Annotated in this window: 30 protein-coding genes; 11 read left to right on the top strand and 19 right to left on the bottom strand. The window is 50.4% G+C overall.

The window, feature by feature from the left end:
- The first annotated feature begins 41 nt into the window (after positions 1-41).
- Both HGD79_RS01895 and HGD79_RS01890 read left to right on the top strand, forming a co-directional pair.
- Entirely contained in the window at positions 42-278 is a 237-nt protein-coding gene (locus HGD79_RS01895; protein WP_001295499.1) for a YebV family protein, read from the top strand.
- Between the two features lie 104 nt (positions 279-382).
- Complete coding sequence (locus HGD79_RS01890) at positions 383-574, top strand: YebW family protein (RefSeq protein WP_001296140.1); 192 nt, start codon at positions 383-385, stop codon at positions 572-574.
- On the opposite strand, the gene pphA is transcribed toward HGD79_RS01890, so the two are convergent.
- The 4 genes from pphA to yobA form a co-directional block, all read right to left on the bottom strand.
- Entirely contained in the window at positions 575-1231 is a 657-nt protein-coding gene (gene pphA / locus HGD79_RS01885; protein ID WP_168848269.1) for a protein-serine/threonine phosphatase, read from the bottom strand.
- Positions 1232-1626: 395 nt separating this feature from the next.
- The gene (locus tag HGD79_RS01880) at positions 1627-1968 is read right to left on the bottom strand and encodes a YebY family protein (protein ID WP_000976472.1); all 342 of its coding nucleotides are present in this window, start codon (positions 1966-1968) and stop codon (positions 1627-1629) included.
- 12 nt (positions 1969-1980) lie between these two features.
- The gene (gene copD / locus HGD79_RS01875; RefSeq protein WP_000879280.1) at positions 1981-2853 is read right to left on the bottom strand and encodes a copper homeostasis membrane protein CopD; all 873 of its coding nucleotides are present in this window, start codon (positions 2851-2853) and stop codon (positions 1981-1983) included.
- A gap of 3 nt (positions 2854-2856) precedes the next feature.
- Complete coding sequence (gene yobA / locus HGD79_RS01870; protein WP_000204700.1) at positions 2857-3231, bottom strand: CopC domain-containing protein YobA; 375 nt, start codon at positions 3229-3231, stop codon at positions 2857-2859.
- Between the two features lie 138 nt (positions 3232-3369).
- Here yobA and holE point away from each other — a divergent pair, with 138 nt between their 5' ends.
- The 3 genes from holE to exoX all read left to right on the top strand — a co-directional run bounded on the left by holE (position 3370) and on the right by exoX (position 5044).
- Positions 3370-3600 carry a DNA polymerase III subunit theta gene (gene holE, locus HGD79_RS01865; RefSeq protein ID WP_000916763.1) on the top strand — a complete coding sequence of 77 codons (231 nt, stop codon included), beginning with the start codon at positions 3370-3372 and terminating at the stop codon, positions 3598-3600.
- A gap of 101 nt (positions 3601-3701) precedes the next feature.
- Positions 3702-4358: a carbon-nitrogen hydrolase family protein YobB gene (gene yobB / locus HGD79_RS01860; protein ID WP_000011658.1), complete on the top strand. Its 657-nt coding sequence runs from the start codon at positions 3702-3704 to the stop codon at positions 4356-4358.
- Between the two features lie 23 nt (positions 4359-4381).
- Positions 4382-5044 (top strand): exodeoxyribonuclease X, encoded by a 663-nt coding sequence (gene exoX, locus HGD79_RS01855; RefSeq protein ID WP_000944256.1) that lies wholly within the window; start codon positions 4382-4384, stop codon positions 5042-5044.
- On the opposite strand, the gene ptrB is transcribed toward exoX, so the two are convergent.
- The 4 genes from ptrB to yebG form a co-directional block, all read right to left on the bottom strand.
- Complete coding sequence (ptrB, locus tag HGD79_RS01850) at positions 5041-7101, bottom strand: oligopeptidase B (protein ID WP_000936951.1); 2061 nt, start codon at positions 7099-7101, stop codon at positions 5041-5043. The genes exoX and ptrB overlap by 4 nt on opposite strands.
- A gap of 208 nt (positions 7102-7309) precedes the next feature.
- Positions 7310-7969 (bottom strand): tellurite resistance TerB family protein, encoded by a 660-nt coding sequence (locus HGD79_RS01845; RefSeq protein WP_000024756.1) that lies wholly within the window; start codon positions 7967-7969, stop codon positions 7310-7312.
- Positions 7970-8295: 326 nt separating this feature from the next.
- The gene (yebF, locus tag HGD79_RS01840; RefSeq protein ID WP_001295500.1) at positions 8296-8652 is read right to left on the bottom strand and encodes a protein YebF; all 357 of its coding nucleotides are present in this window, start codon (positions 8650-8652) and stop codon (positions 8296-8298) included.
- 66 nt (positions 8653-8718) lie between these two features.
- A complete protein-coding gene (gene yebG, locus HGD79_RS01835; protein ID WP_000257738.1) occupies positions 8719-9009 on the bottom strand; it encodes a DNA damage-inducible protein YebG in 291 nt (96 codons plus the stop codon).
- A gap of 133 nt (positions 9010-9142) precedes the next feature.
- On the opposite strand from yebG, the gene purT reads away from it, so the two are divergent.
- Positions 9143-10321 (top strand): formate-dependent phosphoribosylglycinamide formyltransferase, encoded by a 1179-nt coding sequence (gene purT / locus HGD79_RS01830; protein ID WP_000173511.1) that lies wholly within the window; start codon positions 9143-9145, stop codon positions 10319-10321.
- A gap of 55 nt (positions 10322-10376) precedes the next feature.
- On the opposite strand, the gene kdgA is transcribed toward purT, so the two are convergent.
- From kdgA to zwf, 3 genes are all read right to left on the bottom strand, one after another.
- Positions 10377-11018 (bottom strand): bifunctional 4-hydroxy-2-oxoglutarate aldolase/2-dehydro-3-deoxy-phosphogluconate aldolase, encoded by a 642-nt coding sequence (kdgA, locus tag HGD79_RS01825; protein ID WP_168848268.1) that lies wholly within the window; start codon positions 11016-11018, stop codon positions 10377-10379.
- Between the two features lie 36 nt (positions 11019-11054).
- Complete coding sequence (gene edd / locus HGD79_RS01820) at positions 11055-12866, bottom strand: phosphogluconate dehydratase (RefSeq protein WP_001069467.1); 1812 nt, start codon at positions 12864-12866, stop codon at positions 11055-11057.
- 234 nt (positions 12867-13100) lie between these two features.
- Positions 13101-14576, bottom strand: a complete 1476-nt coding sequence (zwf, locus tag HGD79_RS01815; RefSeq protein WP_000301727.1) for a glucose-6-phosphate dehydrogenase — start codon at positions 14574-14576, stop codon at positions 13101-13103.
- 337 nt (positions 14577-14913) lie between these two features.
- Between zwf and hexR the strand changes: the two genes are divergently transcribed.
- Together hexR and pyk are read left to right on the top strand one after the other, a co-directional pair.
- Positions 14914-15783: a DNA-binding transcriptional regulator HexR gene (gene hexR, locus HGD79_RS01810; RefSeq protein ID WP_001056706.1), complete on the top strand. Its 870-nt coding sequence runs from the start codon at positions 14914-14916 to the stop codon at positions 15781-15783.
- A gap of 127 nt (positions 15784-15910) precedes the next feature.
- The gene (gene pyk / locus HGD79_RS01805; RefSeq protein ID WP_000091148.1) at positions 15911-17353 is read left to right on the top strand and encodes a pyruvate kinase; all 1443 of its coding nucleotides are present in this window, start codon (positions 15911-15913) and stop codon (positions 17351-17353) included.
- 130 nt (positions 17354-17483) lie between these two features.
- On the opposite strand, the gene lpxM is transcribed toward pyk, so the two are convergent.
- The 3 genes from lpxM to znuA all read right to left on the bottom strand — a co-directional run bounded on the left by lpxM (position 17484) and on the right by znuA (position 20845).
- Positions 17484-18455, bottom strand: a complete 972-nt coding sequence (gene lpxM, locus HGD79_RS01800) for a lauroyl-Kdo(2)-lipid IV(A) myristoyltransferase (RefSeq protein WP_000448381.1) — start codon at positions 18453-18455, stop codon at positions 17484-17486.
- Between the two features lie 119 nt (positions 18456-18574).
- Positions 18575-19897: a murein DD-endopeptidase MepM gene (gene mepM / locus HGD79_RS01795; RefSeq protein WP_001184045.1), complete on the bottom strand. Its 1323-nt coding sequence runs from the start codon at positions 19895-19897 to the stop codon at positions 18575-18577.
- 15 nt (positions 19898-19912) lie between these two features.
- Complete coding sequence (gene znuA / locus HGD79_RS01790) at positions 19913-20845, bottom strand: zinc ABC transporter substrate-binding protein ZnuA (RefSeq protein WP_001342995.1); 933 nt, start codon at positions 20843-20845, stop codon at positions 19913-19915.
- A 78-nt stretch (positions 20846-20923) separates the two neighbouring features.
- Here znuA and znuC point away from each other — a divergent pair, with 78 nt between their 5' ends.
- Positions 20924-21679 (top strand): zinc ABC transporter ATP-binding protein ZnuC, encoded by a 756-nt coding sequence (gene znuC / locus HGD79_RS01785; protein WP_000202996.1) that lies wholly within the window; start codon positions 20924-20926, stop codon positions 21677-21679.
- Positions 21676-22461 (top strand): zinc ABC transporter permease subunit ZnuB, encoded by a 786-nt coding sequence (gene znuB / locus HGD79_RS01780; RefSeq protein WP_000571465.1) that lies wholly within the window; start codon positions 21676-21678, stop codon positions 22459-22461. The genes znuC and znuB overlap by 4 nt, the downstream gene beginning before the upstream one ends.
- Positions 22462-22607: 146 nt before the next feature.
- Here the strand turns inward: znuB and ruvB are convergent, their stop codons facing one another.
- The 3 genes from ruvB to yobI all read right to left on the bottom strand — a co-directional run bounded on the left by ruvB (position 22608) and on the right by yobI (position 24442).
- Positions 22608-23618 (bottom strand): Holliday junction branch migration DNA helicase RuvB, encoded by a 1011-nt coding sequence (gene ruvB / locus HGD79_RS01775; protein WP_000568519.1) that lies wholly within the window; start codon positions 23616-23618, stop codon positions 22608-22610.
- Between the two features lie 8 nt (positions 23619-23626).
- Positions 23627-24238: a Holliday junction branch migration protein RuvA gene (gene ruvA, locus HGD79_RS01770; protein WP_000580323.1), complete on the bottom strand. Its 612-nt coding sequence runs from the start codon at positions 24236-24238 to the stop codon at positions 23627-23629.
- Between the two features lie 138 nt (positions 24239-24376).
- Positions 24377-24442: a stress response small protein YobI gene (gene yobI / locus HGD79_RS01765; protein WP_001386853.1), complete on the bottom strand. Its 66-nt coding sequence runs from the start codon at positions 24440-24442 to the stop codon at positions 24377-24379.
- Positions 24443-24512: 70 nt separating this feature from the next.
- On the opposite strand from yobI, the gene HGD79_RS01760 reads away from it, so the two are divergent.
- On the top strand, positions 24513-25115 hold the full coding sequence (locus tag HGD79_RS01760) for a YebB family permuted papain-like enzyme (protein WP_001024929.1): 603 nt from the start codon (positions 24513-24515) through the stop codon (positions 25113-25115).
- 1 nt (position 25116) lies between these two features.
- On the opposite strand, the gene ruvC is transcribed toward HGD79_RS01760, so the two are convergent.
- Together ruvC and HGD79_RS01750 are read right to left on the bottom strand one after the other, a co-directional pair.
- Positions 25117-25638, bottom strand: a complete 522-nt coding sequence (gene ruvC / locus HGD79_RS01755; protein ID WP_001295503.1) for a crossover junction endodeoxyribonuclease RuvC — start codon at positions 25636-25638, stop codon at positions 25117-25119.
- A 34-nt stretch (positions 25639-25672) separates the two neighbouring features.
- Positions 25673-26413 carry a YebC/PmpR family DNA-binding transcriptional regulator gene (locus HGD79_RS01750; RefSeq protein WP_000907248.1) on the bottom strand — a complete coding sequence of 247 codons (741 nt, stop codon included), beginning with the start codon at positions 26411-26413 and terminating at the stop codon, positions 25673-25675.
- Between the last annotated feature and the right edge of the window lie 19 nt (positions 26414-26432).

Here is a 26432-nt window from a genome sequence, read left to right as displayed (position 1 = left end):
CTGGTCGTACCACAACCGGCAGCTAAATGGAGAGCACGAAGATGAAAACCAGTGTGCGCATAGGCGCTTTTGAAATCGACGACGGCGAATTACACGGTGAATCGCCGGGTGATCGAACGTTAACCATTCCTTGTAAATCTGACCCCGATTTATGTATGCAACTCGATGCCTGGGATGCTGAAACCAGTATCCCTGCCCTGCTAAATGGCGAACACTCTGTCCTTTACCGTACCCGTTACGATCAACAATCTGATGCCTGGATTATGCGTCTTGCCTGATCCAAAAAGAACCCGTCGGCATGGCGGGTTATTTGTCCTGGTTATTCCCCCGTTGTAAAATCTCTCCTAAACTTAACGGTACGGCACCACACTTCGGGGATGAAATGTTCGCGCTGGTACTTTTTGTTTGCTACCTGGATGGCGGTTGTGAAGATATTGTTGTGGATGTCTACAACACGGAACAGCAGTGTCTTTATTCTATGAGCGATCAACGGATCCGCCATGGCGGTTGTTTTCCGATTGAGGATTTTATAGATGGTTTCTGGCGACCAGCACAGGAGTATGGTGATTTTTAATTATTGCAATTGCACAAGAGTCAGTTCGCCCCCAAAGACAGCACCGGTATCAATATAATGCAGGTTGCCAATATCCACGCGATGTCGCAACGGTGTATGACCAAACCAGAAATGATCAGCACCTGTAATTCCCTGCCCTTTTTGGCGTTCACCTAATCGCGAGCGGCTCCACAAGACCTGATGCAAATCAACGTCCTTTTGCCATTCATAAACATCATCTGGATAATCGGCATGAGCAATAACATGTTTGCCGGTACGACTATGTACTTCAAGAATAAAGGGCAAATGCTGACATTTTTCCAGCGCCGTTTTCGCTTGTTTCTGTTGATTATCTGCCAGCGCAATAAACCAGTCGCCGCCATTCATCAACCACAAAGACATCTGCTGGGATGCCAGCGCATCCATCGCCATCTGTTCATGATTGCCTCTTACCGCACGAACCCAATGTTGTTTCAGTAACTGCAGGCAACGTAAACTTTGCGGCCCACGATCGATAACGTCTCCCACTGAGATAAGTAAATCTCGCCACGGATCAAAACCACAATGCCATAATTTGCGGCGCAACTGCTCAAGACAACCGTGTATATCGCCAGAAAGCCAGATATGTCGCCATTGATGACCCGCAATTCTCTGATAAACGGGCGCAGGCTGTTTCATCAATATTTTCCTCCCGCGCTAAAGATCACATAATCTTAACAAGAATGTTAAAAAACGCTGGACTCAGACAGTAGAGTGTGTGTTATGGTTGACTATAAAGTCAGCGAAGGAAATGCTTCTGGCTTTTAACAGATAAAAAGAGACCGAACACGATTCCTGTATTCGGTCCAGGGAAATGGCTCTTGGGAGAGAGCCGTGCGCTAAAAGTTGGCATTAATGCAGGCTTAGTTGCCTTGCCCTTTAAGAATAGATGACGACGCCAGGTTTTCCAGTTTGCGTGCAAAATGGTCAATAAAAAGCGTGGTGGTCATCAGCTGAAATGTTAAAAACCGCCCGTTCTGGTGAAAGAACTGAGGCGGTTTTTTTATTGGAAATCAAAAGGCTATTTTAGGTAATTAACAGAGTTTTTCAGCTCGTTCTATAAACGGTGCCAGACTCATTTTTTCGCCGGGATTGTTAGGATCATCAATCTGAATCACCGAAATGGGTTGGGCTTTAGTCTTCCCACTGGCAACTTCCTTTTGTGCGATATCGTTTAAAGGATACTGCACGAGGGTACTTGGGTTGATGACATACAAAGCATTACCCGGTCGGCAAGTCAGCATCACCTCTTCGCGATTAAACGCCCATTTGTCTTTACCCACTTCAAAACGGCTGACGGTAATCACCTGCGGTGCAGCCAGCGCCGCTGCAGAACTGGTGAGTAACAGAAACGCCAGAATACTTTTTTTCATCATTTTCGTAATCCATCAAAAAGGTTCGAGAGTCGCAAGCAGGCTGATGATCACCAGCACTACCGCACCTATCGCCCATTCGAGTTTAGTCATCCACTCAAACCAGGGTGCCGCACGATCTTCATCCTGCCTCATGCGCGGTACAAGAACATAACGATTAGCCAGCGCAATGACCACCATAATCATCACCAGGATGGCTTTGAGCAATAAGAGTTGGCCCCAGTAAGTCGTAAGCGTGGGGGGAAATCCGGTAATCAACAATGCATTAAGCACGCCGCTTGCCAGTACGCCGATCACCGCAAAATGCCCGCACCAGGAAAAACGCATCAGCGCCTGAATGGCCTGGTGTCGCCAACGGCCTTTGATGAGTTGCATACACCAGAGCACCGGCAGTAATCCCCCAAACCACGCCGCCGCACAAATCAGGTGAATCGCGTGATTAGTCTGATGGATTTTCGCCGTTACCCCTTCATTCAGTGTCGCATGCCCGATTCCCGCCAGCAGAATAAATTGCGCGGTAGTGAGCATAAACAGCAAACGTGGCATATTCCGCGGTTGCATAAGGGCGACGATCAACGTTACGAGGGCGAGAACAATTTGCCATAACCAGACGCCACCAAACTGCGTTTGCAAAACAGCCTGCCAAATGTTTGGCGAAAATACATCTGCCCATCCCGTTCCCATCAACCCGCCCTGAACGGCGAGCATTGCAGTGGCACTGATCAAACTCCAGACGGCAGCGTGCTGTTGTAAACGCAGAAAACGCTTCGCCAGCAAGCGACGAATCGTTAAGGGGGCCAGCCAGGCACCGTACATTGCGAAGCCAAAGACCAGCATCAGCGAGGTGAAATGGATAAATCGCAGCGCGATCCAGGTAAACGCCAGCATGATTTATTTCACGCTAAAGGTGTAGTGTCCTTTCGTTTTATGCCCGTCCACCGAAACAACATGCCAGTCAACGGTGTAGGTTCCGGGTTTCAGCGAATCGGCCAGTGGAACAATCAGTTGCTTTTGGTCCTGCTCATTTCGCTTCGCCGGTAATGTTTTAATATTTTCGTTTTTTGGCCCCGTGATTTTTGCACCACTGAATCCTGTTTCAACACCTTCCGAGAAGTTTAAAGTGATTGCCTGCGGTGCAGCTGTCACTTGCGCGTTTGCCGCAGGATACTGATGCGTTAAATGCGCATGTGCCCAGACGGAAGGTGTCACCAACGAAGTGGTCAGGATTGCCAGCGCGTAGCGAAGGGAGCGTGCAGTTGAAGTCATATTATCTATTCCTTTTTGTAATAACTTTTTTACAGAGCATAACCTTGTCTAATGTCTGAGTCGAGGATCATCAATTCCGGCTTGCCATCCTGGCTCACTCTTAGTAACTTTTGCCCGCGAATGATGAGGAGATTAAGAATGCTGAAGAATCTGGCTAAACTGGATCAAACAGAAATGGATAAAGTGAATGTCGATTTGGCGGCGGCCGGGGTGGCATTTAAAGAACGCTACAATATGCCGGTGATCGCTGAAGCGGTTGAACGTGAACAGCCTGAACATTTGCGCAGCTGGTTTCGCGAGCGGCTTATTGCCCACCGTTTGGCTTCGGTCAATCTGTCACGTTTACCTTACGAGCCCAAACTTAAATAAAACTTATACAGAGTTACACTTTCTTACATAACGCCTGCTAAATTATGAGTATTTTCTAAACCGCACCCATAATTTGCAGTCATTTTGAAAAGGAAGTCATTATGTCGTTCTGGAAAGTTGCAGCAGCGCAATATGAGCCTCGTAAAACCTCACTCACCGAACAGGTAGCTCATCATCTGGAGTTTGTGAGGGCCGCCGCCAGGCAACAATGTCAGCTGTTAGTTTTTCCATCGCTTTCTTTACTGGGGTGTGATTATTCGCGACGTGCCCTTCCTGCCCCACCCGATCTCTCACTGTTAGACCCGCTTTGTTATGCCGCGACGACCTGGCGAATGACCATCATTGCCGGCCTTCCCGTTGAATATAACGATCGCTTTATTCGTGGAATTGCGGTGTTCGCACCGTGGCGAAAAACGCCTGGGATCTACCATCAGAGTCATGGTGCATGTCTGGGTCGTCGTTCCAGAACCATCACGGTGGTCGATGAACAACCGCAAGGTATGGATATGGACCCGACCTGTTCACTGTTTACTACAGGGCAATGTCTGGGAGAACCCGACCTGCTGGCGTCGGCCCGTCGCTTACAATTTTTTTCACATCAGTACTCGATTGCCGTGCTGATGGCAAATGCCCGTGGTAACAGTGCACTATGGGATGAATATGGTCGTCTCATCGTTCGCGCCGATCGTGGTTCATTATTGTTAGTCGGTCAGCGTTCATCACAGGGTTGGCAAGGCGATATCATTCCATTACGCTAGGCTTTTTCGGCCTGGAGCATGCCATGTTGCGCATTATCGATACAGAAACCTGCGGTTTGCAGGGAGGGATCGTTGAGATTGCCTCTGTTGATGTCATTGACGGAAAAATCGTCAACCCCATGAGCCATCTGGTGCGTCCCGATCGTCCTATTAGTCCGCAAGCGATGGCGATTCATCGCATCACCGAAGCCATGGTCGCCGATAAACCGTGGATTGAAGATGTGATCCCACACTATTACGGTAGTGAATGGTATGTCGCGCATAACGCCAGCTTTGACCGCCGCGTACTGCCTGAGATGCCCGGTGAGTGGATTTGCACTATGAAACTGGCCCGTCGTTTGTGGCCAGGGATCAAGTACAGCAATATGGCGTTATATAAAACACGGAAGCTCAATGTACAGACGCCGCCGGGCCTGCATCATCACCGCGCGTTGTATGACTGTTATATCACCGCCGCGTTGCTTATCGATATTATGAACACCTCCGGCTGGACGGCAGAACAGATGGCCGATATCACCGGACGTCCGTCGTTGATGACGACCTTCACCTTTGGCAAATACCGTGGCAAAGCGGTTTCCGACGTTGCCGAACGCGATCCGGGCTATCTGCGCTGGTTATTTAATAACCTGGACAGCATGAGCCCGGAGCTGCGTTTAACACTGAAACATTATCTGGAAAATACTTAATCCGCAGGCGTAGCGGGTAATGTTCCCTGCGCCAGCGCGACCAGAAAAGCATATTCCATCGCTACGCCTTCGTACGATTTAAAGCGACCAGATTTACCGCCATGGCCTGAGTCCATGTCGGTACAGAGCAATAAAAGATGGTCATCGGTTTTCAGCTCGCGCAATTTAGCGACCCATTTTGCCGGTTCCCAATATTGCACCTGAGAATCGTGCAAACCGGTCGTTACCAGTAAATGCGGATAAGCCTGTGCGGTGACGTTGTCATACGGGCTGTAGCTTTTCATGTACTCGTAATATTGCGGATCCTGCGGGTTACCCCACTCTTCAAACTCACCAGTGGTAAGAGGAATTGATTCATCAAGCATCGTTGTTACAACATCAACAAACGGTACCTGGGCGATAACGCCGTGGAATAATTCCGGGCGTTGATTAATTGCAACGCCCATCAACATGCCCCCCGCACTCCCGCCCATCGCATAACAAAGCGAAGGAGAGCCATAGCCCAGTTTTAACAATGCATCGCAGGCATCAAGATAATCATTAAACGTATTTTTCTTCTTCAGAAATTTTCCGTCTTCGTACCATTGTTGCCCCAGCTCACCACCGCCGCGAACATGGACAATGGCGTAGACAAAGCCACGATCTAACAAACTCAAGCGGCTAAAACTGAAATCGGCATCAATACTTGCGCCGTAAGAACCATAGCCATACACCAGCAACGGGTTGTGTCCTTTGCGAAAATGTTTGCGATGGTAGACCAACGAAACCGGAACTTCGACGCCATCACGGGCGACTATCCACAGGTGTTCACTGCGGTAATTCGCCGCATCAAAACCGGGCACTTCTGTTTGTTTTAATACACGACGCTCACCGGTATCCATATCCAGTTCAAACAAAGTGTCTGGTGTGGTCATGGAAGAATAACCATAACGCAATCGCGCGGTTTCAGGTTCTGGATTGTAGGCAATCCAGGTCACATAGGCTGGATCATCAAAGGCAATACCAATGACTTCCCGGGTCTTGCGGTTAATTTGGCGCAAACTGGTTAACCCGCGCTGACGCTCTTCAACCACCAGCCAGTCGGTAAACAGCGTAAACCCTTCCAGCATGATGTTTTCGCGTGGCGGAATTAACTCTTCCCACTGTTGCTCATCACGCATACGGGTACGGTATAAGCCAAAGTTTTTGCCGTGGCGGTTGGAACGCAGATAAAAACGATGCTGGTAGTGATCAAGGCTGTATTCGTGATCTTTGCGGCGCGGCAGAAAAACAAACGGCTCGGCATCGGCCATTTCCGCGTCCAGCAGGCGAACTTCACTGGTGGTGGCGCTGGCCAAATGAATAACTACATAGTGCTTCGAGGTCGTTTTATGCAGGCTGACGTAATAGGTATCGTCTTTTTCTTCGTAAATCAGTTTATCTTGCGATGCTGGCGTACCGATAGCGTGACGCCAGACCTGATAAGGCAGCAGCGTCACCGGATGCTTGCGAACATAGTAGAAAGTCCAGGAGTCATTTGCCCAGACAAAGCTGGGTTCAACGTTATCCAGCAGTTCCGGGTACCAGTTACCTGTTTCCAGATTACGAAAACGAATGCCGTACTGGCGTCGGGAAAGAAAATCTTCTGCCAGCGCCATGATGGTGTTATCGGGCGTAATCGCCATTCCGCCCATCGAATAAAACTCACTATGAGCTGCGCGCTTATTGGCATCGAGCAATGTTTCCCACTCATCCCACTCTTCACTGAATGCCGATTGACGCTGGTAGATAGCATATTCACAGCCTGGTTCATAAATATGCCGATAGCGGTAGCCATTTTTGATGTAGGGCGCAGAAACTTCTCGTTGCGGAATGCGGTCGATGATTTCCTTTAAGATGCGATCCTGCAAGGCTTGTTGTGAGGCCATCACCCGATGACCGTAACTATTTTCTTGTTGCAGGTAGTCCAGGACTTCTGGCTGAGAACGCGTATCGTCCCGCAGCCAGTAGTAATTATCGATGCGCGTATCGCCATGAAGCGTCATGGCGTGGGGAATGCGGGCGGCTTTTGGTAGCATGTTATTGTTCTTTCTGGTTGAAACATCTTATAAGGGTGGCAAAACTCACCGGGGATGCAAGCGAAACAGGGGAGTCATTGCTTAGATGATGACAGGTAATGGCGCGGATATCGAATGTTATGCAGACAGAGAAAATCAGCCTGTTCAAATGGCTGTGCGATTCTGGATAGCCCGAAATAGTCAACTTCAGGCTATCCAGAGAGCGGAATTATTCCGCCAAAGTGCGTTTTTGCTGTTCGAGATCGCGTTCAATGCCGTCACGAACATCCTGGGGGATTTTCAGCGCGTCACCCAGTGCATTCAGGTAACTGCGTTCCATAAAATGGTCAATATCAATAGCCGCGCAACTCAGGAAATAGATTTCCAGCGCCTCTTCTTCATTGCGGACCCCGGTAGCCAGGCGTTGTGGATCCAGCGGTTGTTCGATTGCCTGCTCAATGAGTACACGCCCCTGCTCTTCCACGCCGGCTTCACGCAATTGCTGGTCGATTGCCGCACGTTCTTTGGCATCAATATGACCATCACTTTTAGCGGCAAAGACCAGCGCAAGGATCAAACGTGCTGTACGCTCATCCAGCGGCGTACTTTGCGCGCCAAACTGCGGTTCGTCCTGATGCGCCGCGCGAATTTTATCTTTGTATTTATTCCACAGCACCGTACCCGCTACCGCTCCGCCGCCAACCAGTAACGCGTTGGTGCCATATTTCGTAAGAAGTTTACGTGCTGATTTATTTGCGACCAGCAGCCCAGCCAGTCCGCCTAATGCGCCTGGCACTAACAGTTTGACCAATCCCTGATCCGCAGACGAGGAGGTAGAAGAACTGCTTTGCCCAAGCAGGGATTGCAGTTGATTTAACCAGTTAGCCATATTTGCTCCTCAATAACCATTTTTAGTGCCTGTAGCATAGCGGATGAGGATGTCAGAAAATGTATATCGAGACAAAAGATGCGCAAATAAGCGGGGCGGTAGGCCGTTATTCAAAGAAATTCGCGCCAGGTAAGGTATTTACTGTATATCAGGTGATAAGGGTATTTTAGGTGAAAGTAGTTTGTCGTTTTGAGTGGCATTGTTTGATGCTGATTGCCCGATGCGACGCTGTTGCGTCTTCTCAGGCCTACGATTGTGGTGCGTTGTGGGGCGGACAAGGCACTCGCGCCGCATCCGCCAACGGTCAATCGAATTATCAGAAGCCATTAACGCCGCTGATATTCCGCCATTCCCGCTTTGCAGTCCACGCTGACCTGGTAATGAATATCGGCACTTTTACCACGCACGGTTAGCGGTACTGACCATTTATCATCTTTACCCTGAATGTCCTGCAAACTGACCCAAGCCACGGGATCGGCCTGACCGACAATTTTTTGATCATCTGCCCAGCGCGCCACGCGATTTTGTTGATAATCACGTTTTACGCTCGCGGCAATTCCGGCAGCATCCAGACCTTCACACTTTGGGAAAGTGACCGACTTGCTGGTTTCATTATTGGCAGCGAAAACTGATGCGCAGGCAGAAACCAACAACAGCCCTAAAAACGCCCCTCTTTTTTTCATGTTTTTCTCCATAGCACAATGATTCAGGAGAAAGCATGGTACAAATTGTCAGGAGCGCAAGTTGCTTCAGGCCGCGTGTGAGGCATCTTCCTCTTCGGATTCAGCACCGACGACCTGTGGGGACGGTAATTTGCCGGTTTTCAGAATGGTGCTCAGCACATCTTTTTGTTCTGCCAGCCATAGCGAAAGGGCTTCACGTTGCTCGTCTTCCATTTGCACTGGAGAATTTGTCAGCCAGGTGTCAAGCAGATCCGCCGTATCAAGCATTTTGTCATAAGCATCGGCTTCCTTTTTGCTGGTAAACGACATTTTCTCTTCGCCCTCACGAATGACTACGTATTTAACTTCAACCGCCATTTGCAGCCTCTCATAATAACTGTGATTTTATACAGTATATTTCTTTTCGGTTGAGAAATCAACATCAGCAATAAAGACACACGCAAACGTTTTCGTTTATACTGCGCGCGGAATTAATCAGGGGATATTCGTTATGACGTTATTAGGCACTGCGCTGCGTCCGGCAGCAACTCGCGTGATGTTATTAGGCTCCGGTGAACTGGGTAAAGAAGTGGCAATCGAGTGTCAGCGTCTCGGCGTAGAGGTGATTGCCGTCGATCGCTATTCCGACGCACCAGCCATGCATGTCGCGCATCGCTCCCATGTCATTAATATGCTTGATGGTGATGCATTACGCCGTGTGGTTGAACTGGAAAAACCACATTATATCGTGCCGGAGATCGAAGCTATTGCCACCGATATGCTGATCCAACTTGAAGAGGAAGGACTGAATGTTGTCCCCTGCGCTCGCGCAACGAAATTAACGATGAATCGCGAGGGTATCCGTCGCCTGGCGGCAGAAGAGCTGCAGCTGCCCACTTCCACTTATCGTTTTGCCGATAGCGAAAGCCTTTTCCGCGAGGCGGTTGCCGCCATTGGCTATCCCTGCATTGTAAAACCGGTGATGAGCTCTTCCGGCAAGGGGCAGACGTTTATTCGCTCTGCAGAGCAACTTGCTCAGGCATGGGAATACGCTCAGCAAGGCGGTCGCGCCGGAGCGGGCCGCGTAATTGTTGAAGGCGTCGTTAAGTTTGACTTCGAAATTACCCTGCTAACCGTCAGCGCGGTGGATGGCGTCCATTTCTGTGCACCAGTAGGTCATCGCCAGGAAGATGGCGACTACCGTGAATCCTGGCAACCACAGCAAATGAGCCCGCTTGCCCTTGAACGTGCGCAGGAGATTGCCCGTAAAGTGGTGCTGGCACTGGGCGGTTATGGTCTGTTTGGTGTCGAGCTGTTTGTCTGTGGTGATGAGGTGATTTTCAGTGAGGTCTCCCCTCGTCCACATGATACCGGGATGGTGACGTTAATTTCTCAAGATCTCTCAGAGTTTGCCCTGCATGTACGTGCCTTCCTCGGACTTCCGGTTGGCGGGATCCGTCAGTATGGTCCTGCAGCTTCTGCCGTTATTCTGCCACAACTGACCAGTCAGAATGTCACGTTTGATAATGTGCAGAATGCCGTAGGCGCAGATTTGCAGATTCGTTTATTTGGTAAGCCGGAAATTGATGGCAGCCGTCGTCTGGGGGTGGCACTGGCTACTGCAGAGAGTGTTGTTGACGCCATTGAACGCGCGAAGCACGCCGCCGGACAGGTAAAAGTACAGGGTTAAACCCGGCAAAAAAACGCTACAAAAATGCCCGATCCTCGATCGGGCATTTTGACTTTTACAGCTTAGCGCCTTCTACAGCTTCACGCGCCAGCTTAGTAATGCGATCGTAATCGCCCGCTTCCAGCGCATCTGCCGGAACCAGCCAGGAACCACCGATGCACAGCACGCTTTTCAGCGCCAGGTAGTCACGGTAGTTAGCCGGAGAAATACCACCCGTCGGGCAGAAACGGACCTGGGAGAACGGACCCGCGATCGCCTGCAGGGCTTTCACGCCGCCGTTAGCTTCAGCCGGGAAGAATTTGAACTCTTTCAAACCGTAGTCCATACCCAGCATCAGTTCGGAAACAGTGCTGATCCCCGGAATTAGAGGAATAGTCCCTTCGGTAGCAGCTTTCAGCAGCGGCTCGGTCAGACCCGGGCTAATTGCGAACTGTGCACCCGCTTCAGTGACTTCTGCCAGCTGCTGTGGATTCAGCACCGTACCGGAACCCACAATCGCTTCAGGCACTTCTTTGGCGATAGCACGGATAGCGTCAACTGCACACTCGGTACGCAGAGTCACTTCCAGAACGCGCACCCCACCAGCAACCAACGCTTTTGCCATCGGCACTGCGTGTTCCAGTTTTTTTACCACGATAACCGGTACAACCGGGCCGGTGGTCAGGATTGATTCTGCACTTGTTTTCCAGTTTTTCATCAGAGTTTTCTCTCGCCTGATTACAAATTTGTCGTCTTAAAAAGTGATACAGGTTGCGCCCTGTTCGGCACCGGACAGTTTTTCACGCAAGGCGCTGAATAATTCACGTCCTGTCCCCACGCGTGACGCGCTCAGGTCAGGAATGTGCGGTTCGCGAGCAGCCAGTTCCGCTTCGTCTACCAGCAGCGTCAGTTCGCCTGTCTGTCCATTCACACGAATGATGTCCCCGTCGCGCACTTTTGCCAGCAGCCCGCCATCGTAGGCTTCTGGTGTTACGTGGATAGCTGACGGCACTTTACCTGAAGCGCCGGAGAGTCGTCCATCGGTAACTAACGCAATTTTGAAACACCGGTCCAATAATACACCAAGTGGCGGCATGAGTTTATGTAATTCTGGCATTCCGTTCGCTTTTGGCCCCTGATGACGGACAACAACGACACAATCGCGGTCCAGCAAACCCGCTTCAAAGGCCGGCATAACGTCATGCTGGCTTTCAAAAACAACCGCTGGCGCTTCAATCACCTGGTTCTCAACCGGCACGGCAGAGGTTTTCATAACCGCACGGCCCAGGTTACCGCTTAACACTTTTGTCCCACCATGATGAGAGAAAGGTTGTTCGAAGGAAGCGATCACATTGCTGTCGAGTGATTTTTCCGCCCCTTCCCGCCAGTCCAGTTCACCATTATTCAGCCATGGTTCAAGGGTATAACGAGACAGACCAAAGCCTGCCACCGTATTGACATCTTCATGCAGCAGGCCTGCTTTGAGCAGTTCACGCACCAGAACCGGTACGCCACCTGCCGCCTGGAAGTGGTTAATATCGGCCGGACCGTTCGGGTAGAGACGTGCCATCAGCGGTACAACATCAGAAAGGTCAGAGAAGTCATCCCAGTTAATCTGAATACCGGCCGCGCGCGCCATCGCCACCAGGTGCATGGTGTGGTTAGTGGAACCACCGGTCGCCAGCAGTGCAACGATACCGTTCACCACCACTTTCTCATCGATCATCTTACCGATCGGCATCCATTCATTACCATTACCGGTCATGCGTGTAACCTGACGCGCAGCGGCAGCGGTCAAAGCATCGCGCAGCGGAGAATCCGGATGAACAAAAGAAGAGCCTGGCAACTGCATCCCCATAAATTCCACCACCATCTGGTTGGTGTTGGCAGTACCGTAGAAAGTACATGTTCCCGGCGCATGGTAAGACGCGGCTTCTGACTCCAGTAAGGCCATGCGGTCCACTTTACCTTCGGCATAAAGCTGGCGAATACGCACTTTTTCTTTATTTGGCAAACCGCTTGCCATCGGTCCAGACGGCACAAACACCGCAGGCAAATGACCAAACGACAGGGCTGCCATCGTCAGACCCGGGACAATCTTGTCGCACACACCGAGGAACAGAGCACCATCAAACATGTTATGGGACAGCCCCACCGCCGCAGACATCGCTATCACTTCGCGGCTTAGCAGCGACAATTCCATTCCATCCTGCCCCTGGGTGACACCATCACACATCGCCGGAACACCGCCCGCAACCTGACCAACCGCATTCGCTTCATGCAGGGCTTTACGAATGATTTCTGGATAGTGTTCATAAGGCTGGTGCGCGGAGAGCATGTCGTTATAGGAGGTGATGATGGCGATATTGTTACGCAACATGCTTTTCAAAGAGGCTTTGTCTTCTGGCTGGCAGGCAGCGAAACCGTGTGCCAGGTTACCGCATGCCAACTGCGAACGATGAACGGTCGACGTTTTCGCTTGTTCTATCCGGGCGAGATAAGCAGAGCGAGTCTCGCGCGAACGTTCAATGATTCGATTTGTTACGCGTAACAATTGTGGATTCATAAAGGCTCCTGAAATTGAGTTGTCAGAGCAGGATGATTCACAACGCGTTTCATTCAGAGGATTTATGAGTGAAACGCCTGTAACCGGAGCTCATAGGGCAAAAACGTTTCAGTCAGTGTAATAAAAAAAGCCTCGTGGGTGAATCCGCACGAGGCCTGAAAGTGTAAAAATTGTTCTACAATCTGTGCAAGATCATGTTACCGGTAAAATAACCATAAAGGATAAGCGCAGATATTACTCAAACTCATTCCAGGAACGACCATCACGGGTAATCATCGCCACCGAGGCAACGGGTCCCCAGGTTCCGGCCTGATACGGTTTCGGCGCATCATTGTCCATCGCCCACGCCTCAGTAATGGAGTCTACCCATTTCCAGGCTTCTTCCACTTCGTCGCGACGTACAAACAGTGCCTGAATACCACGCATGGTTTCCAGCAGCAAACGTTCATAGGCATCCGCCAGATGCGTCTGATTAAAGGTTTCTGAATAGCTCAGATCCAGCTTGGTGATTTGCAGGTTATGTTTGTGGTCAAGGCCAGGAACTTTATTCAGTACCTGGATATCCACGCCTTCATCAGGTTGCAGACGGATAGTCAGTTTATTCTGCGGCAGATCCTGCCACGACTCTTTAAACAGATTCAGTTCAGGTGTTTTGAAATAGACCACGACTTCAGAACATTTGGTCGGCAGACGTTTACCAGTACGCAGGTAGAATGGCACACCGGCCCAGCGCCAGTTATCAATGTCGACGCGGATCGCCACGAAGGTTTCTGTATTGCTGCTCTTGTTCGCGCCCTCTTCTTCCAGATATCCCGGCACTTTTTTGCCCTGGGCGAAGCCCGCAGTATATTGCCCGCGTACGGTTTTTTCGCGTACGTTGGAGCGGTCGATGCGGCGCAGAGACTTCAGTACTTTCACTTTTTCATCGCGGATGCTGTCTGCGCTCAGGTCAGACGGCGGAGACATCGCAATCATGCAAAGAATTTGCAGCAGGTGGTTCTGGATCATGTCGCGCATCTGACCGGCTTTATCAAAATAGCCCCAGCGCCCTTCGATCCCCACTTCTTCTGCCACGGTAATCTCAACATGATCAATGGTGCGATTGTCCCAGTTATTCACAAACAGGGAGTTAGCAAAACGCAGCGCCAACAGGTTCAGCACCGTTTCTTTACCAAGATAGTGGTCGATACGGTAAACCTGGCACTCCTCGAAGTATTCGCCAACCTGATCATTGATTTCCTGCGAGGTCGCCAGCGACGTCCCCAGCGGTTTCTCCATGACTACGCGTGCCGGTTTAGCATTCAGTTTTGCCTCGCCAAGCCCTTTGCAAATTGCGCCAAAAGTGCTGGGCGGCATGGCAAAGTAGTTAATGGTGATACGATTTTTTTGATCCAGCATCGCGCCGAGACGGCTGAATGCAGCAGTGTCATTGACATCGAGATTACAAAAATCCAGACGTGCACTCAGGGTGTCCCATAAACCTTCATCAATGGTTTCTTTCATGAAAGTTTCGAGCGCCTCGCGGACAACTTTGGTATATGCCGCTTTATCCCAGTCAGCACGCCCTACGCCGATAATCCGGGTGTCCGGGTTGAGCTGACCGGCTTTTTCCAGTTGATACAGGGAAGGCAGCAATTTACGACGCGCAAGGTCGCCTTTCGCGCCGAAAATGACCAGGTCACAGGCCTGGGCTGTTTGCGTTACCGCCATGTCATTCTCCTTAAGTTAACTAACCCGGTACTTAAGCCAGGGTATACTTGTAATTTTCTTACGGTGCACTGTACTGCTTTTACGAGCTTGCGAAAACTGTAAACGCTTATCCACCCGTGCGATTACGGGAAAAGCGCGCAAAGTGCGGCAAAACTGATAAAAAAATCATCGTTTTCCATTGGGTAAAAATCTGACACTGATCATGTTATGAAAAAAAATAACAACTTTTTTATCTGCTTTTGTCATTAACACGGCACACAGGCGTAATATCTGACAAAACTGCATTTCGATTTCTTTCAGTGCGGAAATCGTCATTACCCGTGAGTCTCTTTACATCATGAATATGCTGGAAAAAATCCAGTCTCAGCTGGAACATTTGAGCAAATCAGAGCGCAAAGTTGCCGAGGTCATTCTGGCTTCGCCCGATAACGCGATCCATTCGAGTATTGCTGCTATGGCACTGGAAGCCAATGTTAGCGAACCGACGGTGAATCGTTTCTGTCGCAGCATGGACACGCGCGGTTTTCCTGATTTTAAACTTCATCTGGCACAGAGTCTGGCGAATGGCACTCCCTATGTTAATCGCAATGTCAATGAAGATGACAGCGTTGAATCATACACAGGGAAAATATTTGAGTCCGCAATGGCAACGCTTGATCATGTCCGTCATTCACTGGATAAATCTGCCATCAACCGCGCCGTCGACTTGCTCACTCAGGCAAAAAAAATCGCCTTTTTCGGATTAGGCTCTTCAGCCGCCGTTGCCCACGATGCGATGAATAAGTTCTTTCGTTTTAATGTTCCGGTGGTGTACTCCGATGATATCGTGCTGCAACGCATGAGTTGTATGAATTGTAGCGACGGAGACGTGGTGGTGCTGATTTCTCACACTGGAAGAACAAAAAATCTGGTCGAGCTGGCGCAGCTGGCTCGCGAAAACGACGCCATGGTGATTGCCCTCACCTCTGCGGGTACCCCGCTCGCCCGGGAAGCAACGCTGGCAATTACCCTCGACGTACCGGAAGATACTGACATTTATATGCCCATGGTTTCTCGACTTGCACAGCTGACCGTGATAGATGTGCTGGCGACAGGATTTACTTTGCGACGCGGTGCAAAATTCAGAGATAACTTGAAGCGGGTCAAGGAAGCGCTGAAGGAATCGCGTTTTGATAAGCAGTTACTTAATTTAAGTGACGATCGCTAAAAACGACTGTCACTGTCCTAATCTTATACGACATCCGAATGAGATTAATTTATCGCCATCGCGGCGTTATTTCATTCGGATTTCATGTTCAAGCAACACCTGGTTGTTTCAGTCAACGGAGTATTACATGTCCAGAAGGCTTCGCAGAACAAAAATCGTTACCACGTTAGGCCCAGCAACAGATCGCGATAATAACCTTGAAAAAGTTATCGCGGCAGGTGCCAACGTTGTACGTATGAACTTTTCTCACGGCTCGCCTGAAGATCACAAAATGCGCGCGGATAAAGTTCGTGAGATTGCCGCAAAACTGGGGCGTCATGTGGCTATTCTGGGTGACCTCCAGGGGCCCAAAATCCGTGTATCCACCTTTAAAGAAGGCAAAGTTTTCCTCAATATTGGGGATAAATTCCTGCTCGACGCCAACCTGGGTAAAGGTGAAGGCGACAAAGAAAAAGTCGGTATCGACTACAAAGGCCTGCCTGCTGACGTCGTGCCTGGTGACATCCTGCTGCTGGACGATGGTCGCGTCCAGTTAAAAGTACTGGAAGTTCAGGGCATGAAAGTGTTCACCGAAGTCACCGTCGGTGGTCCCCTCTCCAACAATAAAGGTATCAACAAACTTGGCGGCGGTTTGTCGGCTGAAGCGCTGACCGAAAAAGACAAAGCAGACATTAAGACTGCGGCGTTGATTGGCGTAGATTACCTGGCTGTCTCCTTCCCACGCTGTGGCGAAGATCTGAACTATGCCCGTCGGCTGGCACGCGATGCAGGATGTGATGCGAAAATTGTTGCCAAGGTTGAACGTGCGGAAGCCGTTTGCAGCCAGGATGCAATGGATGACATCATCCTCGCCTCTGACGTGGTAATGGTTGCACGTGGCGACCTCGGTGTGGAAATTGGCGACCCGGAACTGGTCGGCATTCAGAAAGCGTTGATCCGTCGTGCGCGTCAGCTAAACCGAGCGGTAATCACGGCGACCCAGATGATGGAGTCAATGATTACTAACCCGATGCCGACGCGTGCAGAAGTCATGGACGTAGCAAACGCCGTTCTGGATGGTACTGACGCTGTGATGCTGTCTGCAGAAACTGCCGCAGGGCAGTATCCGTCAGAAACTGTTGCAGCCATGGCGCGCGTTTGCCTGGGTGCGGAAAAAATCCCGAGCATCAACGTTTCTAAACACCGTCTGGACGTTCAGTTCGACAATGTGGAAGAAGCTATTGCCATGTCAGCAATGTACGCAGCTAACCACCTGAAAGGCGTTACGGCGATTATTACCATGACCGAATCGGGTCGTACCGCGCTGATGACCTCCCGTATCAGCTCTGGTCTACCAATTTTCGCCATGTCGCGCCATGAACGTACGCTGAACCTGACTGCTCTCTATCGTGGCGTTACGCCGGTGCACTTTGATAGCGCTAATGACGGCGTAGCAGCTGCCAGCGAAGCGGTTAATCTGCTGCGCGATAAAGGTTACTTGATGTCTGGTGACCTGGTGATTGTCACCCAGGGCGACGTGATGAGTACCGTGGGTTCTACTAATACCACGCGTATTTTAACGGTAGAGTAAGTACGTTGCCGGATGCGGCGAAAACGCCACATCCGGCCTACAGTTCAATGATAGTTCAACAGATTTCGAATATTCTGAAGCAAACTTGAACTTATCATCAGGCGAAGGCCTCTCCTCGCGAGAGGCTTTTTTATTTGATGGGATAAAGATCTTTGCGCTTATACGGCTGGATTTCGCCCGGTTTGCGAGTTTTCAGCAATTTTAGTATCCAGGTGTATTGTTCTGGTCGCGGACCAACAAAAATCTCGACTTCTTCATTCATCCGCCGCGCAATCGTATGATCATCCGCCTCTAACAGATCATCCATCGGTGGGCGCACCTGAATCGTCAGACGGTGCGTCTTGCCATCATAAATCGGAAACAGCGGAACAACGCGCGCACGGCACACTTTCATCAAACGACCAATCGCGGGCAACGTCGCTTTATAGGTGGCAAAGAAATCAACAAATTCGCTGTGCTCAGGGCCATGATCCTGATCGGGTAAATAATATCCCCAGTAGCCCTGACGTACCGACTGGATGAATGGTTTAATACCATCATTTCTCGCATGCAGACGACCGCCAAAACGACGACGCACCGTGTTCCAGACATAATCAAAAACCGGGTTGCCCTGATTATGGAACATCGCTGCCATTTTCTGCCCTTGCGAGGCCATCAGCATGGCAGGAATATCGACGGCCCAACCGTGCGGCACCAGAAAGATAACTTTCTCGTTATTACGCCGCATCTCTTCGATGATCTCCAGCCCTTGCCAGTCAACGCGCGGCTGAATTTTCTCCGGCCCGCGTATTGCCAACTCAGCCATCATTGCCATCGCTTGCGGCGCGGTGGCAAACATCTCATCAACAATCGCTTCGCGTTCAGCTTCACTACGTTCTGGAAAGCAGAGCGACAGATTGATTAACGCACGACGGCGTGAGCTTTTTCCCAGTCGTCCGGCAAAACGTCCCAGCCGTGCCAGAATGGGATCACGGAACTTTGGCGGCGTTAAAGCGATACCCGCCATCGCTGCTACGCCCAGCCATGCTCCCCAGTAGCGCGGGTGGCGAAAGGATTTATCAAACTCAGGAATGTATTCGCTATTATTTTTTTTCGTTTCCATGCTTTTCCAGTTTCGGATAAGGCAAAAATCAATCTGGTGATAGTGTAGCGGCGCAACTTGCCCCGCACCAAATAAAAAAAGCCGGTACTGACTTCGTACCGGCTGCGAATGGATGTTAATTAATCAAACCGTAGCTGCGGCACAATCTCTTTGGCCTGCGCCAGGAATTCGCGACGATCGGAGCCGGTCAGCCCTTCGGTACGCGGCAGTTTTGCCGTCAGCGGGTTTACGGCCTGCTGGTTTATCCATACTTCATAGTGCAAATGCGGCCCGGTTGAACGTCCGGTATTACCGGAAAGCGCGATACGGTCGCCACGTTTCACCTTCTGTCCCGGTTTCACCAGAATCTTGCGCAAGTGCATATAACGCGTGGTGTAGCTGCGACCATGACGAATAGCCACATAATAACCTGCTGCGCCACTGCGTTTGGCAACCACCACTTCACCGTCACCCACTGAAAGCACTGGCGTACCCTGCGGCATGGCGAAATCAACACCTCTGTGTGGTGCAACGCGACCGGTCACCGGATTAGTACGACGCGGGTTAAAGTTAGACGAGATACGGAACTGTTTCGCCGTCGGGAATCGCAAGAATCCTTTCGCCAGACCAGTACCGTTACGATCGTAGAATTTGCCATCTTCAGCGCGGATAGCGTAATAATCTTTACCTTCTGAACGCAAACGTACGCCCAGCAGCTGGCTTTGCTCACGTTTACCATCAAGCATTTCTCGAGACATTAATACCGCAAATTCATCGCCTTTTTTCAGTTTGCGGAAATCCATTTGCCACTGCATGGCTTTAATCACTGCGCTCACTTCGGCGCTGGTTAAACCGGCGTTTCTGGCGCTGGCAACAAAGCTCCCCCCGACGGTACCTTTCAGCAGATTGTTAACCCACTCTCCTTGCTGCATTTCGCTGGTCATTTTAAAACCGTTAGCGGCAGTACGGTCATAGGTTCGGGTTTCACGACGAGACACTTCCCAGGTGAGGCGCTGCAGTTCGCCGTCCGCGGTTAATGTCCAGGAGAGTTGTTGACCGATTTTCAGGTTACGCAATTCTTTGTCGGCAGCAGCCAGTTGGGTGATATCACCCATATCAATACCATACTGATTGAGAATGCTGCTTAGCGTATCGCCAGTGGAAACAACATATTCATGCACGCCCGCTTCACCGGCGATTTTGTCATCCAGTTCGTCCTGAGGAATGGCTTCATCTTCTTGTGCAGCTTGATCAATCGGCTCACTGGCTTCAGGTAAGAGCGAACGAATTTCGTTCTGTTCCAGCTCAATGGTTTTGACAATTGGCGTGGCATCGCGGTGATAAACATAGGGCCGCCAGACAGCGACGGCCAGAGTAAGAACGGTGAGCGACCCCAACATAACGCGGTGTGGTCGCGGTAAATTATTAAACGCCAGGGCGACAGAGCGGGCTATCTGTTGCACGTAATCACTTCCTCATTAATCTCCTTTCAGGCAGCTCGCATACTGGTTGGCTAATTGACTCAGGAATTCTGAATAGCTTGTTTTACCCAGTTTGATATTCGTCCCCAGGGGATCCAACGTTCCCATACGAACGGATGTCCCTCGTGCGACGCTCTCAACGACCGCTGGCCTGAACTGTGGCTCAGCAAAAACGCAGGTTGCTTTTTGCTCAACCAACTGTGTTCTTATTTCATGTAAACGCTGCGCGCCAGGTTGAATCTCAGGGTTAACGGTAAAATGACCAAGCGGTGTCAGTCCAAACTGTTTTTCGAAATAGCCGTAAGCATCGTGAAAAACGAAATAACCTTTCCCCTTGAGCGGCGCGAGCTCGTTACCAACCTGCGTTTCGGTTGAGGCTAATTGTGCCTCAAAATCCTTCAGGTTGGCGTCAAGTTTGGCTCGACTTTGCGGCATAAGTTCCACTAATTTTCCATGGATTGCAACCGCTGTAGCCCGCGCTATCTCTGGGGAAAGCCAAAGATGCATGTTGAAATCGCCGTGATGGTGATCTTCGTCACTTTTTTCCGCGTGGTCGTGATCATCATCATCGCCGTGAATACTTTTCATCAGTAGCGGTTTCACATCTTCAAGCTGCGCAATCGTTACCTGCTTCGCTTCTGGTAATTTGCTTACCGGTTTTTGCATAAACGCTTCCATCTCCGGGCCAACCCAAACGACTAAGTCCGCGTTCTGTAAGCGTTTTACATCCGATGGACGCAGTGAATAATCATGTTCTGAAGCGCCGTCAGGCAGTAAAACCTCCGTTTCTGTTACACCATCAGCAATGGCAGAAGCGATGAACCCAACGGGTTTAAGCGAAGCGACAACGGCGGCATCTGCGGCCTGTGTTGCACCTCCCCAGAGAGCGGCGGATAATGCTGCGAAAAGAAGCGTTTTTTTATGTAACATAATGCGACCAATCATCGTAATGAATATGAGAAGTGTGATATTATAACATTTCATGACTACTGCAAGACTAAAATTAACATGACAAGTCTGGTTTCCCTGGAAAATGTCTCGGTTTCTTTTGGCCAACGCCGCGTCCTCTCTGATGTGTCGCTGGAACTTAAACCTGGAAAAATTTTGACTTTACTTGGGCCAAATGGCGCAGGTAAGTCGACACTGGTACGGGTAGTGCTCGGGCTGGTAACACCCGATGAAGGGGTTATCAAGCGCAACGGAAAACTGCGCATCGGCTATGTACCGCAGAAGCTGTATCTCGACACCACGTTGCCACTGACCGTAAACCGTTTTTTACGCTTACGCCCTGGTACACATAAAGAAGATATTTTGCCTGCACTGAAACGTGTCCAGGCCGGGCACCTGATTAACGCACCGATGCAAAAGCTCTCTGGTGGTGAAACGCAGCGTGTACTATTAGCGCGAGCATTGTTAAATCGCCCGCAATTATTAGTGCTGGATGAACCCACTCAAGGCGTGGATGTAAATGGCCAGGTGGCGTTATATGACCTTATTGACCAACTGCGTCGTGAACTGGATTGTGGCGTTTTAATGGTTTCTCACGATCTGCATCTGGTGATGGCAAAAACCGATGAAGTGCTGTGCCTGAATCACCACATTTGTTGTTCCGGCACACCGGAAGTTGTTTCCCTGCATCCGGAGTTTATTTCAATGTTTGGTCCTCGTGGTGCTGAACAACTGGGTATCTATCGCCATCATCATAACCATCGTCACGATTTACAGGGACGAATTGTTTTGCGTCGGGGAAATGATCGCTCATGATTGAATTATTATTTCCCGGTTGGTTAGCCGGGATCATGCTCGCCTGTGCCGCGGGTCCGCTGGGTTCGTTTGTAGTCTGGCGTCGTATGTCTTATTTCGGTGATACGCTGGCTCATGCCTCATTACTTGGCGTCGCGTTTGGTTTGTTGCTGGACGTGAATCCATTCTATGCGGTAATTGCCGTTACGCTGCTCCTGGCGGGCGGTCTGGTATGGCTGGAGAAGCGTCCACAGCTGGCGATTGACACGTTATTAGGGATTATGGCGCACAGTGCCCTGTCGCTGGGCCTGGTGGTCGTTAGTCTGATGTCTAACATTCGTGTTGATTTGATGGCTTACCTGTTCGGTGATTTGCTGGCAGTGACGCCAGAAGATCTCATCGCTATTGCGATTGGCGTGGTCATCGTGGTGGCTATTTTGTTCTGGCAATGGCGCAATTTGCTGTCGATGACGATTAGCCCGGATCTGGCGTTTGTTGATGGTGTGAAATTACAGCGCGTGAAATTGTTGTTGATGCTGGTGACGGCATTGACGATTGGTGTAGCGATGAAATTTGTTGGCGCGTTGATTATTACTTCACTGCTGATTATTCCTGCAGCTACTGCGCGTCGCTTTGCCCGTACGCCGGAACAGATGGCTGGTGTCGCTGTTTTGGTGGGGATGGTGGCAGTAACTGGCGGTTTAACCTTTTCCGCGTTTTACGATACGCCGGCGGGTCCGTCGGTGGTGCTATGTGCGGCACTGTTATTTATTCTCAGTATGATGAAAAAGCAGGCCAGCTAATCTATCGCTGAACACATTTGTCGGATGCGGCGCGAGCGCCTTATCCGACCTACGGTTCGCTATCTCTGGTAGGCCGGATAAGACGCGAATAGCGTCGCATCAGGCACACTGCCAATGTCGGATGCGGTGCGAGCGACCAATCCGACTTACGGCATTTCTGGCGGCGTTATGCCAAAGTGATTCCACGCCCGCGTCGTCGCCATACGCCCACGCGGTGTACGCTGCAAAAAGCCTTGCTGAATCAGATAAGGCTCCAGCACATCCTCAATGGTTTCACGTTCTTCGCCAATAGCCGCCGCCAGGTTATCCAGACCTACAGGCCCACCAAAGAATTTATCGATTACCGCCAGCAACAATTTGCGGTCCATATAATCAAAACCTTCAGCATCGACATTCAGCATATCCAGCGCCTGAGCAGCGATATCTGCCGAGATGGTGCCATCGTGCTTCACTTCGGCGAAATCACGCACTCGACGCAGCAGACGGTTGGCAATGCGCGGCGTACCGCGAGCGCGACGAGCAACTTCCAGCGCGCCGTCATCACTCATCTCAAGCCCCATAAAGCGTGCGCTGCGACTGACGATATATTGCAGATCCGGCACCTGATAAAACTCCAGACGTTGCACAATACCAAAACGGTCGCGCAACGGTGATGTCAGCGAACCTGCGCGTGTGGTTGCACCAATCAGGGTAAACGGCGGCAAATCAATTTTAATGGAGCGTGCCGCCGGACCTTCACCAATCATGATATCCAGTTGGTAGTCTTCCATTGCCGGATACAACACCTCTTCAACAACTGGCGATAGACGGTGGATCTCATCAATAAACAGCACGTCATGCGGTTCAAGGTTAGTGAGCATCGCTGCCAGATCGCCCGCCTTTTCCAGCACCGGACCAGAAGTCGTGCGTAAATTAACGCCCATTTCATTGGCGACAATGTTGGCAAGCGTAGTTTTACCCAACCCCGGAGGACCAAAAATCAACAAATGATCGAGGGCATCGCCGCGCAGTTTCGCTGCTTTGATGAAAATCTCCATCTGTGAACGAACCTGCGGCTGACCAACATACTCTTCCAGTAATTTAGGGCGAATGGCGCGATCTGCTACATCTTCCGGCAAAGTGGTACCGGCAGAAATCAGACGGTCTGCTTCAATCATCCTTTACCTCATAACGCGGCGCGTAGGGCTTCGCGAATTAATGTTTCACTGCTGGCGTCAGGGCGAGCGATTTTGCTCACCATGCGGCTTGCTTCTTGTGGTTTATAGCCCAGCGCCACCAGCGCGGCAACCGCTTCTTGTTCAGCATCGTCGGTCGCCGGGCTGGCAGGAGACGTGAGCACCAGATCGGCGGCTGGCGTAAAGAGATCGCCGTGCAAACCTTTAAATCGGTCTTTCATTTCGACAATTAAACGCTCGGCGGTTTTTTTACCAATGCCCGGCAGTTTCACCAGTGCTCCCACTTCTTCACGTTCAACGGCATTAACGAACTGCTGCGCTGACATTCCGGAGAGGATCGCCAGCGCCAACTTCGGGCCGACGCCGTTGGTTTTGATTAACTCTTTAAACAACGTGCGCTCTTGCTTATTGTTAAAGCCGTACAGCAGCTGCGCGTCTTCACGCACCACAAAGTGGGTGAAAACGATCGCTTCCTGACCCGCTTCAGGGAGTTCATAAAAACAGGTCATCGGCATATGCACTTCATAGCCTACGCCGCCCACTTCAATTAACACCAGCGGGGGTTGTTTTTCAATGATGATGCCTCTGAGTCTGCCTATCACATGACGCTCCTGCGTAATGAATCAAAGATAATGCTGTATGATAAAAAAATGCTGGATAGATATCCAGCGAAGGATGAAGAAAACTTGCGAGGCGTCCCAACGATCTGAAAAATGGCGCAGTATAATTTATTCTACAGGTTATATTGGAAGCAAATATTTGAATATTACATATTCAGTGAAGAAATGCGTAATAAAAATATACATTGCGACTCCTGAAATAATAAATTTTTTATGCTATTACGTATATTCATATCTATTTCAATGGAATGACAACGTGAATATTAATTACCCTGCTGAATATGAAATTGGAGATATCGTCTTTACATGTATAGGTGCTGCCTTATTTGGTCAAATATCAGCTGCATCAAATTGCTGGAGTAATCACGTCGGGATCATTATCGGTCATAACGGTGAAGACTTCCTGGTTGCAGAAAGCCGGGTTCCCCTTTCAACCATCACCACGCTATCTCGTTTTATTAAACGTTCGTCTAATCAACGCTATGCTATAAAGCGATTAGACGCTGGGCTGACAGAACAACAAAAACAACGAATTGTTGAACAGGTTCCCTCCCGGCTACGCAAACTTTACCACACCGGTTTTAAATACGAATCTTCGCGCCAGTTCTGTTCAAAATTTGTTTTTGATATTTATAAAGAAGCGCTATGCATTCCGGTGGGTGAAATAGAAACGTTTGGAGAACTGTTAAATAGCAATCCGAATGCAAAACTCACTTTCTGGAAATTCTGGTTCTTAGGTTCTATTCCGTGGGAGCGTAAAACCGTCACGCCAGCCAGTTTGTGGCATCATCCGGGTTTGGTGTTGATTCACGCGGAGGGAGTTGAAACGCCTCAGCCTGAACTGACCGAGGCGGTATAACTTAACGCAGTCGCCCTCTCGCCAGGTTCAGCCGCGATTCGCTCATCTGCATCGCATTCTGACTAACGTGGCAGTGGGTGATGGCAATCGCCAGTGCATCGGCGGCATCCGCTTGTGGATTAGCGGGCAGTTTCAGCAAGGTGCGGACCATATGCTGCACCTGGCTTTTCTCGGCGCTACCAATGCCTACCACCGTTTGCTTTACCTGACGTGCCGCGTATTCAAATACTGGCAACTCCTGATTCACCGCCGCCACAATCGCCACGCCGCGCGCCTGGCCCAGTTTCAGGGCTGAGTCAGCGTTCTTCGCCATAAAGACTTGTTCAATGGCGAAATAATCAGGCTGGAACTGGGTGATGATTTCCGTCACGCCCGCATAGATGAGCTTCAGACGAGACGGTAAATCATCCACTTTGGTGCGTATGCATCCGCTACCCAGGTAGGACAGTTGCCTGCCTACCTGGCGAATTACGCCATAGCCGGTCACGCGCGAACCCGGATCAATGCCGAGAATAATAGCCATCACGCGTCTCCGTTTTGCTGTTTAGCAGGCCTCATCAGAGAGTCGCTGCGACCTCATCAGAGATTTCACCGTTATGGTAAACTTCCTGCACGTCGTCGCAATCTTCCAGCATATCGATCAGACGCATCAGTTTCGGTGCGGTTTCTGCATCCATATCAGCTTTGGTGGACGGGATCATGGAAACTTCCGCGCTGTCTGCTTTCAGACCTGCCGCTTCCAGAGCGTCGCGCACTTTACCCATTTCTTCCCATGCAGTGTAGACATCAATCGCGCCGTCATCATAGGTCACAACGTCTTCAGCACCTGCTTCCAGAGCTGCTTCCATGATGGTGTCTTCATCGCCTTTCTCGAAGGAGATCACGCCTTTTTTGCTGAACAGATAGGCTACGGAACCATCTGTACCGAGGTTACCGCCACATTTGCTGAATGCATGACGCACTTCAGCAACGGTACGGTTGCGGTTGTCAGACAGACATTCAATCATGATTGCCGTGCCGCCAGGACCGTAACCTTCGTAGATGATGGTTTCCATGTTTGCATCATCATCACCGCCCACACCACGTGCAATTGCGCGGTTCAGTGTGTCACGGGTCATGTTGTTAGACAGTGCTTTATCCACCGCCGCACGCAGACGCGGGTTAGCGTCCGGATCGCCACCGCCCAGCTTAGCCGCGGTTACCAGCTCACGAATGATTTTAGTGAAGATTTTACCGCGCTTAGCATCCTGCGCAGCTTTACGATGTCTGGTGTTGGCCCATTTACTATGACCTGCCATAAAAATATCTCCAGATAGC

This window comes from Escherichia sp. SCLE84 (assembly GCF_012584495.1).
Lineage (GTDB): Bacteria > Pseudomonadota > Gammaproteobacteria > Enterobacterales > Enterobacteriaceae > ECMA0423.
The sequence above is the reverse complement of the archived record's forward strand: the minus strand, read 5'-3'. Positions and strand labels throughout refer to the sequence as shown.

What these genes read in the sequence shown, in the direction of transcription:
- znuB (WP_000571465.1), top strand. Translation starts at nt 21,676, where the DNA reads ATGATTGAATTATTATTTCCCGGTTGGTTAGCCGGGATCATGCTCGCC.
- exoX (WP_000944256.1), top strand. Translation starts at nt 4,382, where the DNA reads ATGTTGCGCATTATCGATACAGAAACCTGCGGTTTGCAGGGAGGGATC.
- ruvB (WP_000568519.1), bottom strand. Translation starts at nt 23,618, where the DNA reads ATGATTGAAGCAGACCGTCTGATTTCTGCCGGTACCACTTTGCCGGAA.
- HGD79_RS01880 (WP_000976472.1), bottom strand. Translation starts at nt 1,968, where the DNA reads ATGATGAAAAAAAGTATTCTGGCGTTTCTGTTACTCACCAGTTCTGCA.
- lpxM (WP_000448381.1), bottom strand. Translation starts at nt 18,455, where the DNA reads ATGGAAACGAAAAAAAATAATAGCGAATACATTCCTGAGTTTGATAAA.
- pyk (WP_000091148.1), top strand. Translation starts at nt 15,911, where the DNA reads ATGTCCAGAAGGCTTCGCAGAACAAAAATCGTTACCACGTTAGGCCCA.
- HGD79_RS01895 (WP_001295499.1), top strand. Translation starts at nt 42, where the DNA reads ATGAAAACCAGTGTGCGCATAGGCGCTTTTGAAATCGACGACGGCGAA.
- HGD79_RS01845 (WP_000024756.1), bottom strand. Translation starts at nt 7,969, where the DNA reads ATGGCTAACTGGTTAAATCAACTGCAATCCCTGCTTGGGCAAAGCAGT.
- zwf (WP_000301727.1), bottom strand. Translation starts at nt 14,576, where the DNA reads ATGGCGGTAACGCAAACAGCCCAGGCCTGTGACCTGGTCATTTTCGGC.
- yebF (WP_001295500.1), bottom strand. Translation starts at nt 8,652, where the DNA reads ATGAAAAAAAGAGGGGCGTTTTTAGGGCTGTTGTTGGTTTCTGCCTGC.
- HGD79_RS01750 (WP_000907248.1), bottom strand. Translation starts at nt 26,413, where the DNA reads ATGGCAGGTCATAGTAAATGGGCCAACACCAGACATCGTAAAGCTGCG.
- znuC (WP_000202996.1), top strand. Translation starts at nt 20,924, where the DNA reads ATGACAAGTCTGGTTTCCCTGGAAAATGTCTCGGTTTCTTTTGGCCAA.
- edd (WP_001069467.1), bottom strand. Translation starts at nt 12,866, where the DNA reads ATGAATCCACAATTGTTACGCGTAACAAATCGAATCATTGAACGTTCG.
- ptrB (WP_000936951.1), bottom strand. Translation starts at nt 7,101, where the DNA reads ATGCTACCAAAAGCCGCCCGCATTCCCCACGCCATGACGCTTCATGGC.
- holE (WP_000916763.1), top strand. Translation starts at nt 3,370, where the DNA reads ATGCTGAAGAATCTGGCTAAACTGGATCAAACAGAAATGGATAAAGTG.
- kdgA (WP_168848268.1), bottom strand. Translation starts at nt 11,018, where the DNA reads ATGAAAAACTGGAAAACAAGTGCAGAATCAATCCTGACCACCGGCCCG.
- yebG (WP_000257738.1), bottom strand. Translation starts at nt 9,009, where the DNA reads ATGGCGGTTGAAGTTAAATACGTAGTCATTCGTGAGGGCGAAGAGAAA.
- hexR (WP_001056706.1), top strand. Translation starts at nt 14,914, where the DNA reads ATGAATATGCTGGAAAAAATCCAGTCTCAGCTGGAACATTTGAGCAAA.
- pphA (WP_168848269.1), bottom strand. Translation starts at nt 1,231, where the DNA reads ATGAAACAGCCTGCGCCCGTTTATCAGAGAATTGCGGGTCATCAATGG.
- HGD79_RS01890 (WP_001296140.1), top strand. Translation starts at nt 383, where the DNA reads ATGTTCGCGCTGGTACTTTTTGTTTGCTACCTGGATGGCGGTTGTGAA.
- purT (WP_000173511.1), top strand. Translation starts at nt 9,143, where the DNA reads ATGACGTTATTAGGCACTGCGCTGCGTCCGGCAGCAACTCGCGTGATG.
- yobB (WP_000011658.1), top strand. Translation starts at nt 3,702, where the DNA reads ATGTCGTTCTGGAAAGTTGCAGCAGCGCAATATGAGCCTCGTAAAACC.
- znuA (WP_001342995.1), bottom strand. Translation starts at nt 20,845, where the DNA reads ATGTTACATAAAAAAACGCTTCTTTTCGCAGCATTATCCGCCGCTCTC.
- ruvC (WP_001295503.1), bottom strand. Translation starts at nt 25,638, where the DNA reads ATGGCTATTATTCTCGGCATTGATCCGGGTTCGCGCGTGACCGGCTAT.
- copD (WP_000879280.1), bottom strand. Translation starts at nt 2,853, where the DNA reads ATGCTGGCGTTTACCTGGATCGCGCTGCGATTTATCCATTTCACCTCG.
- yobA (WP_000204700.1), bottom strand. Translation starts at nt 3,231, where the DNA reads ATGACTTCAACTGCACGCTCCCTTCGCTACGCGCTGGCAATCCTGACC.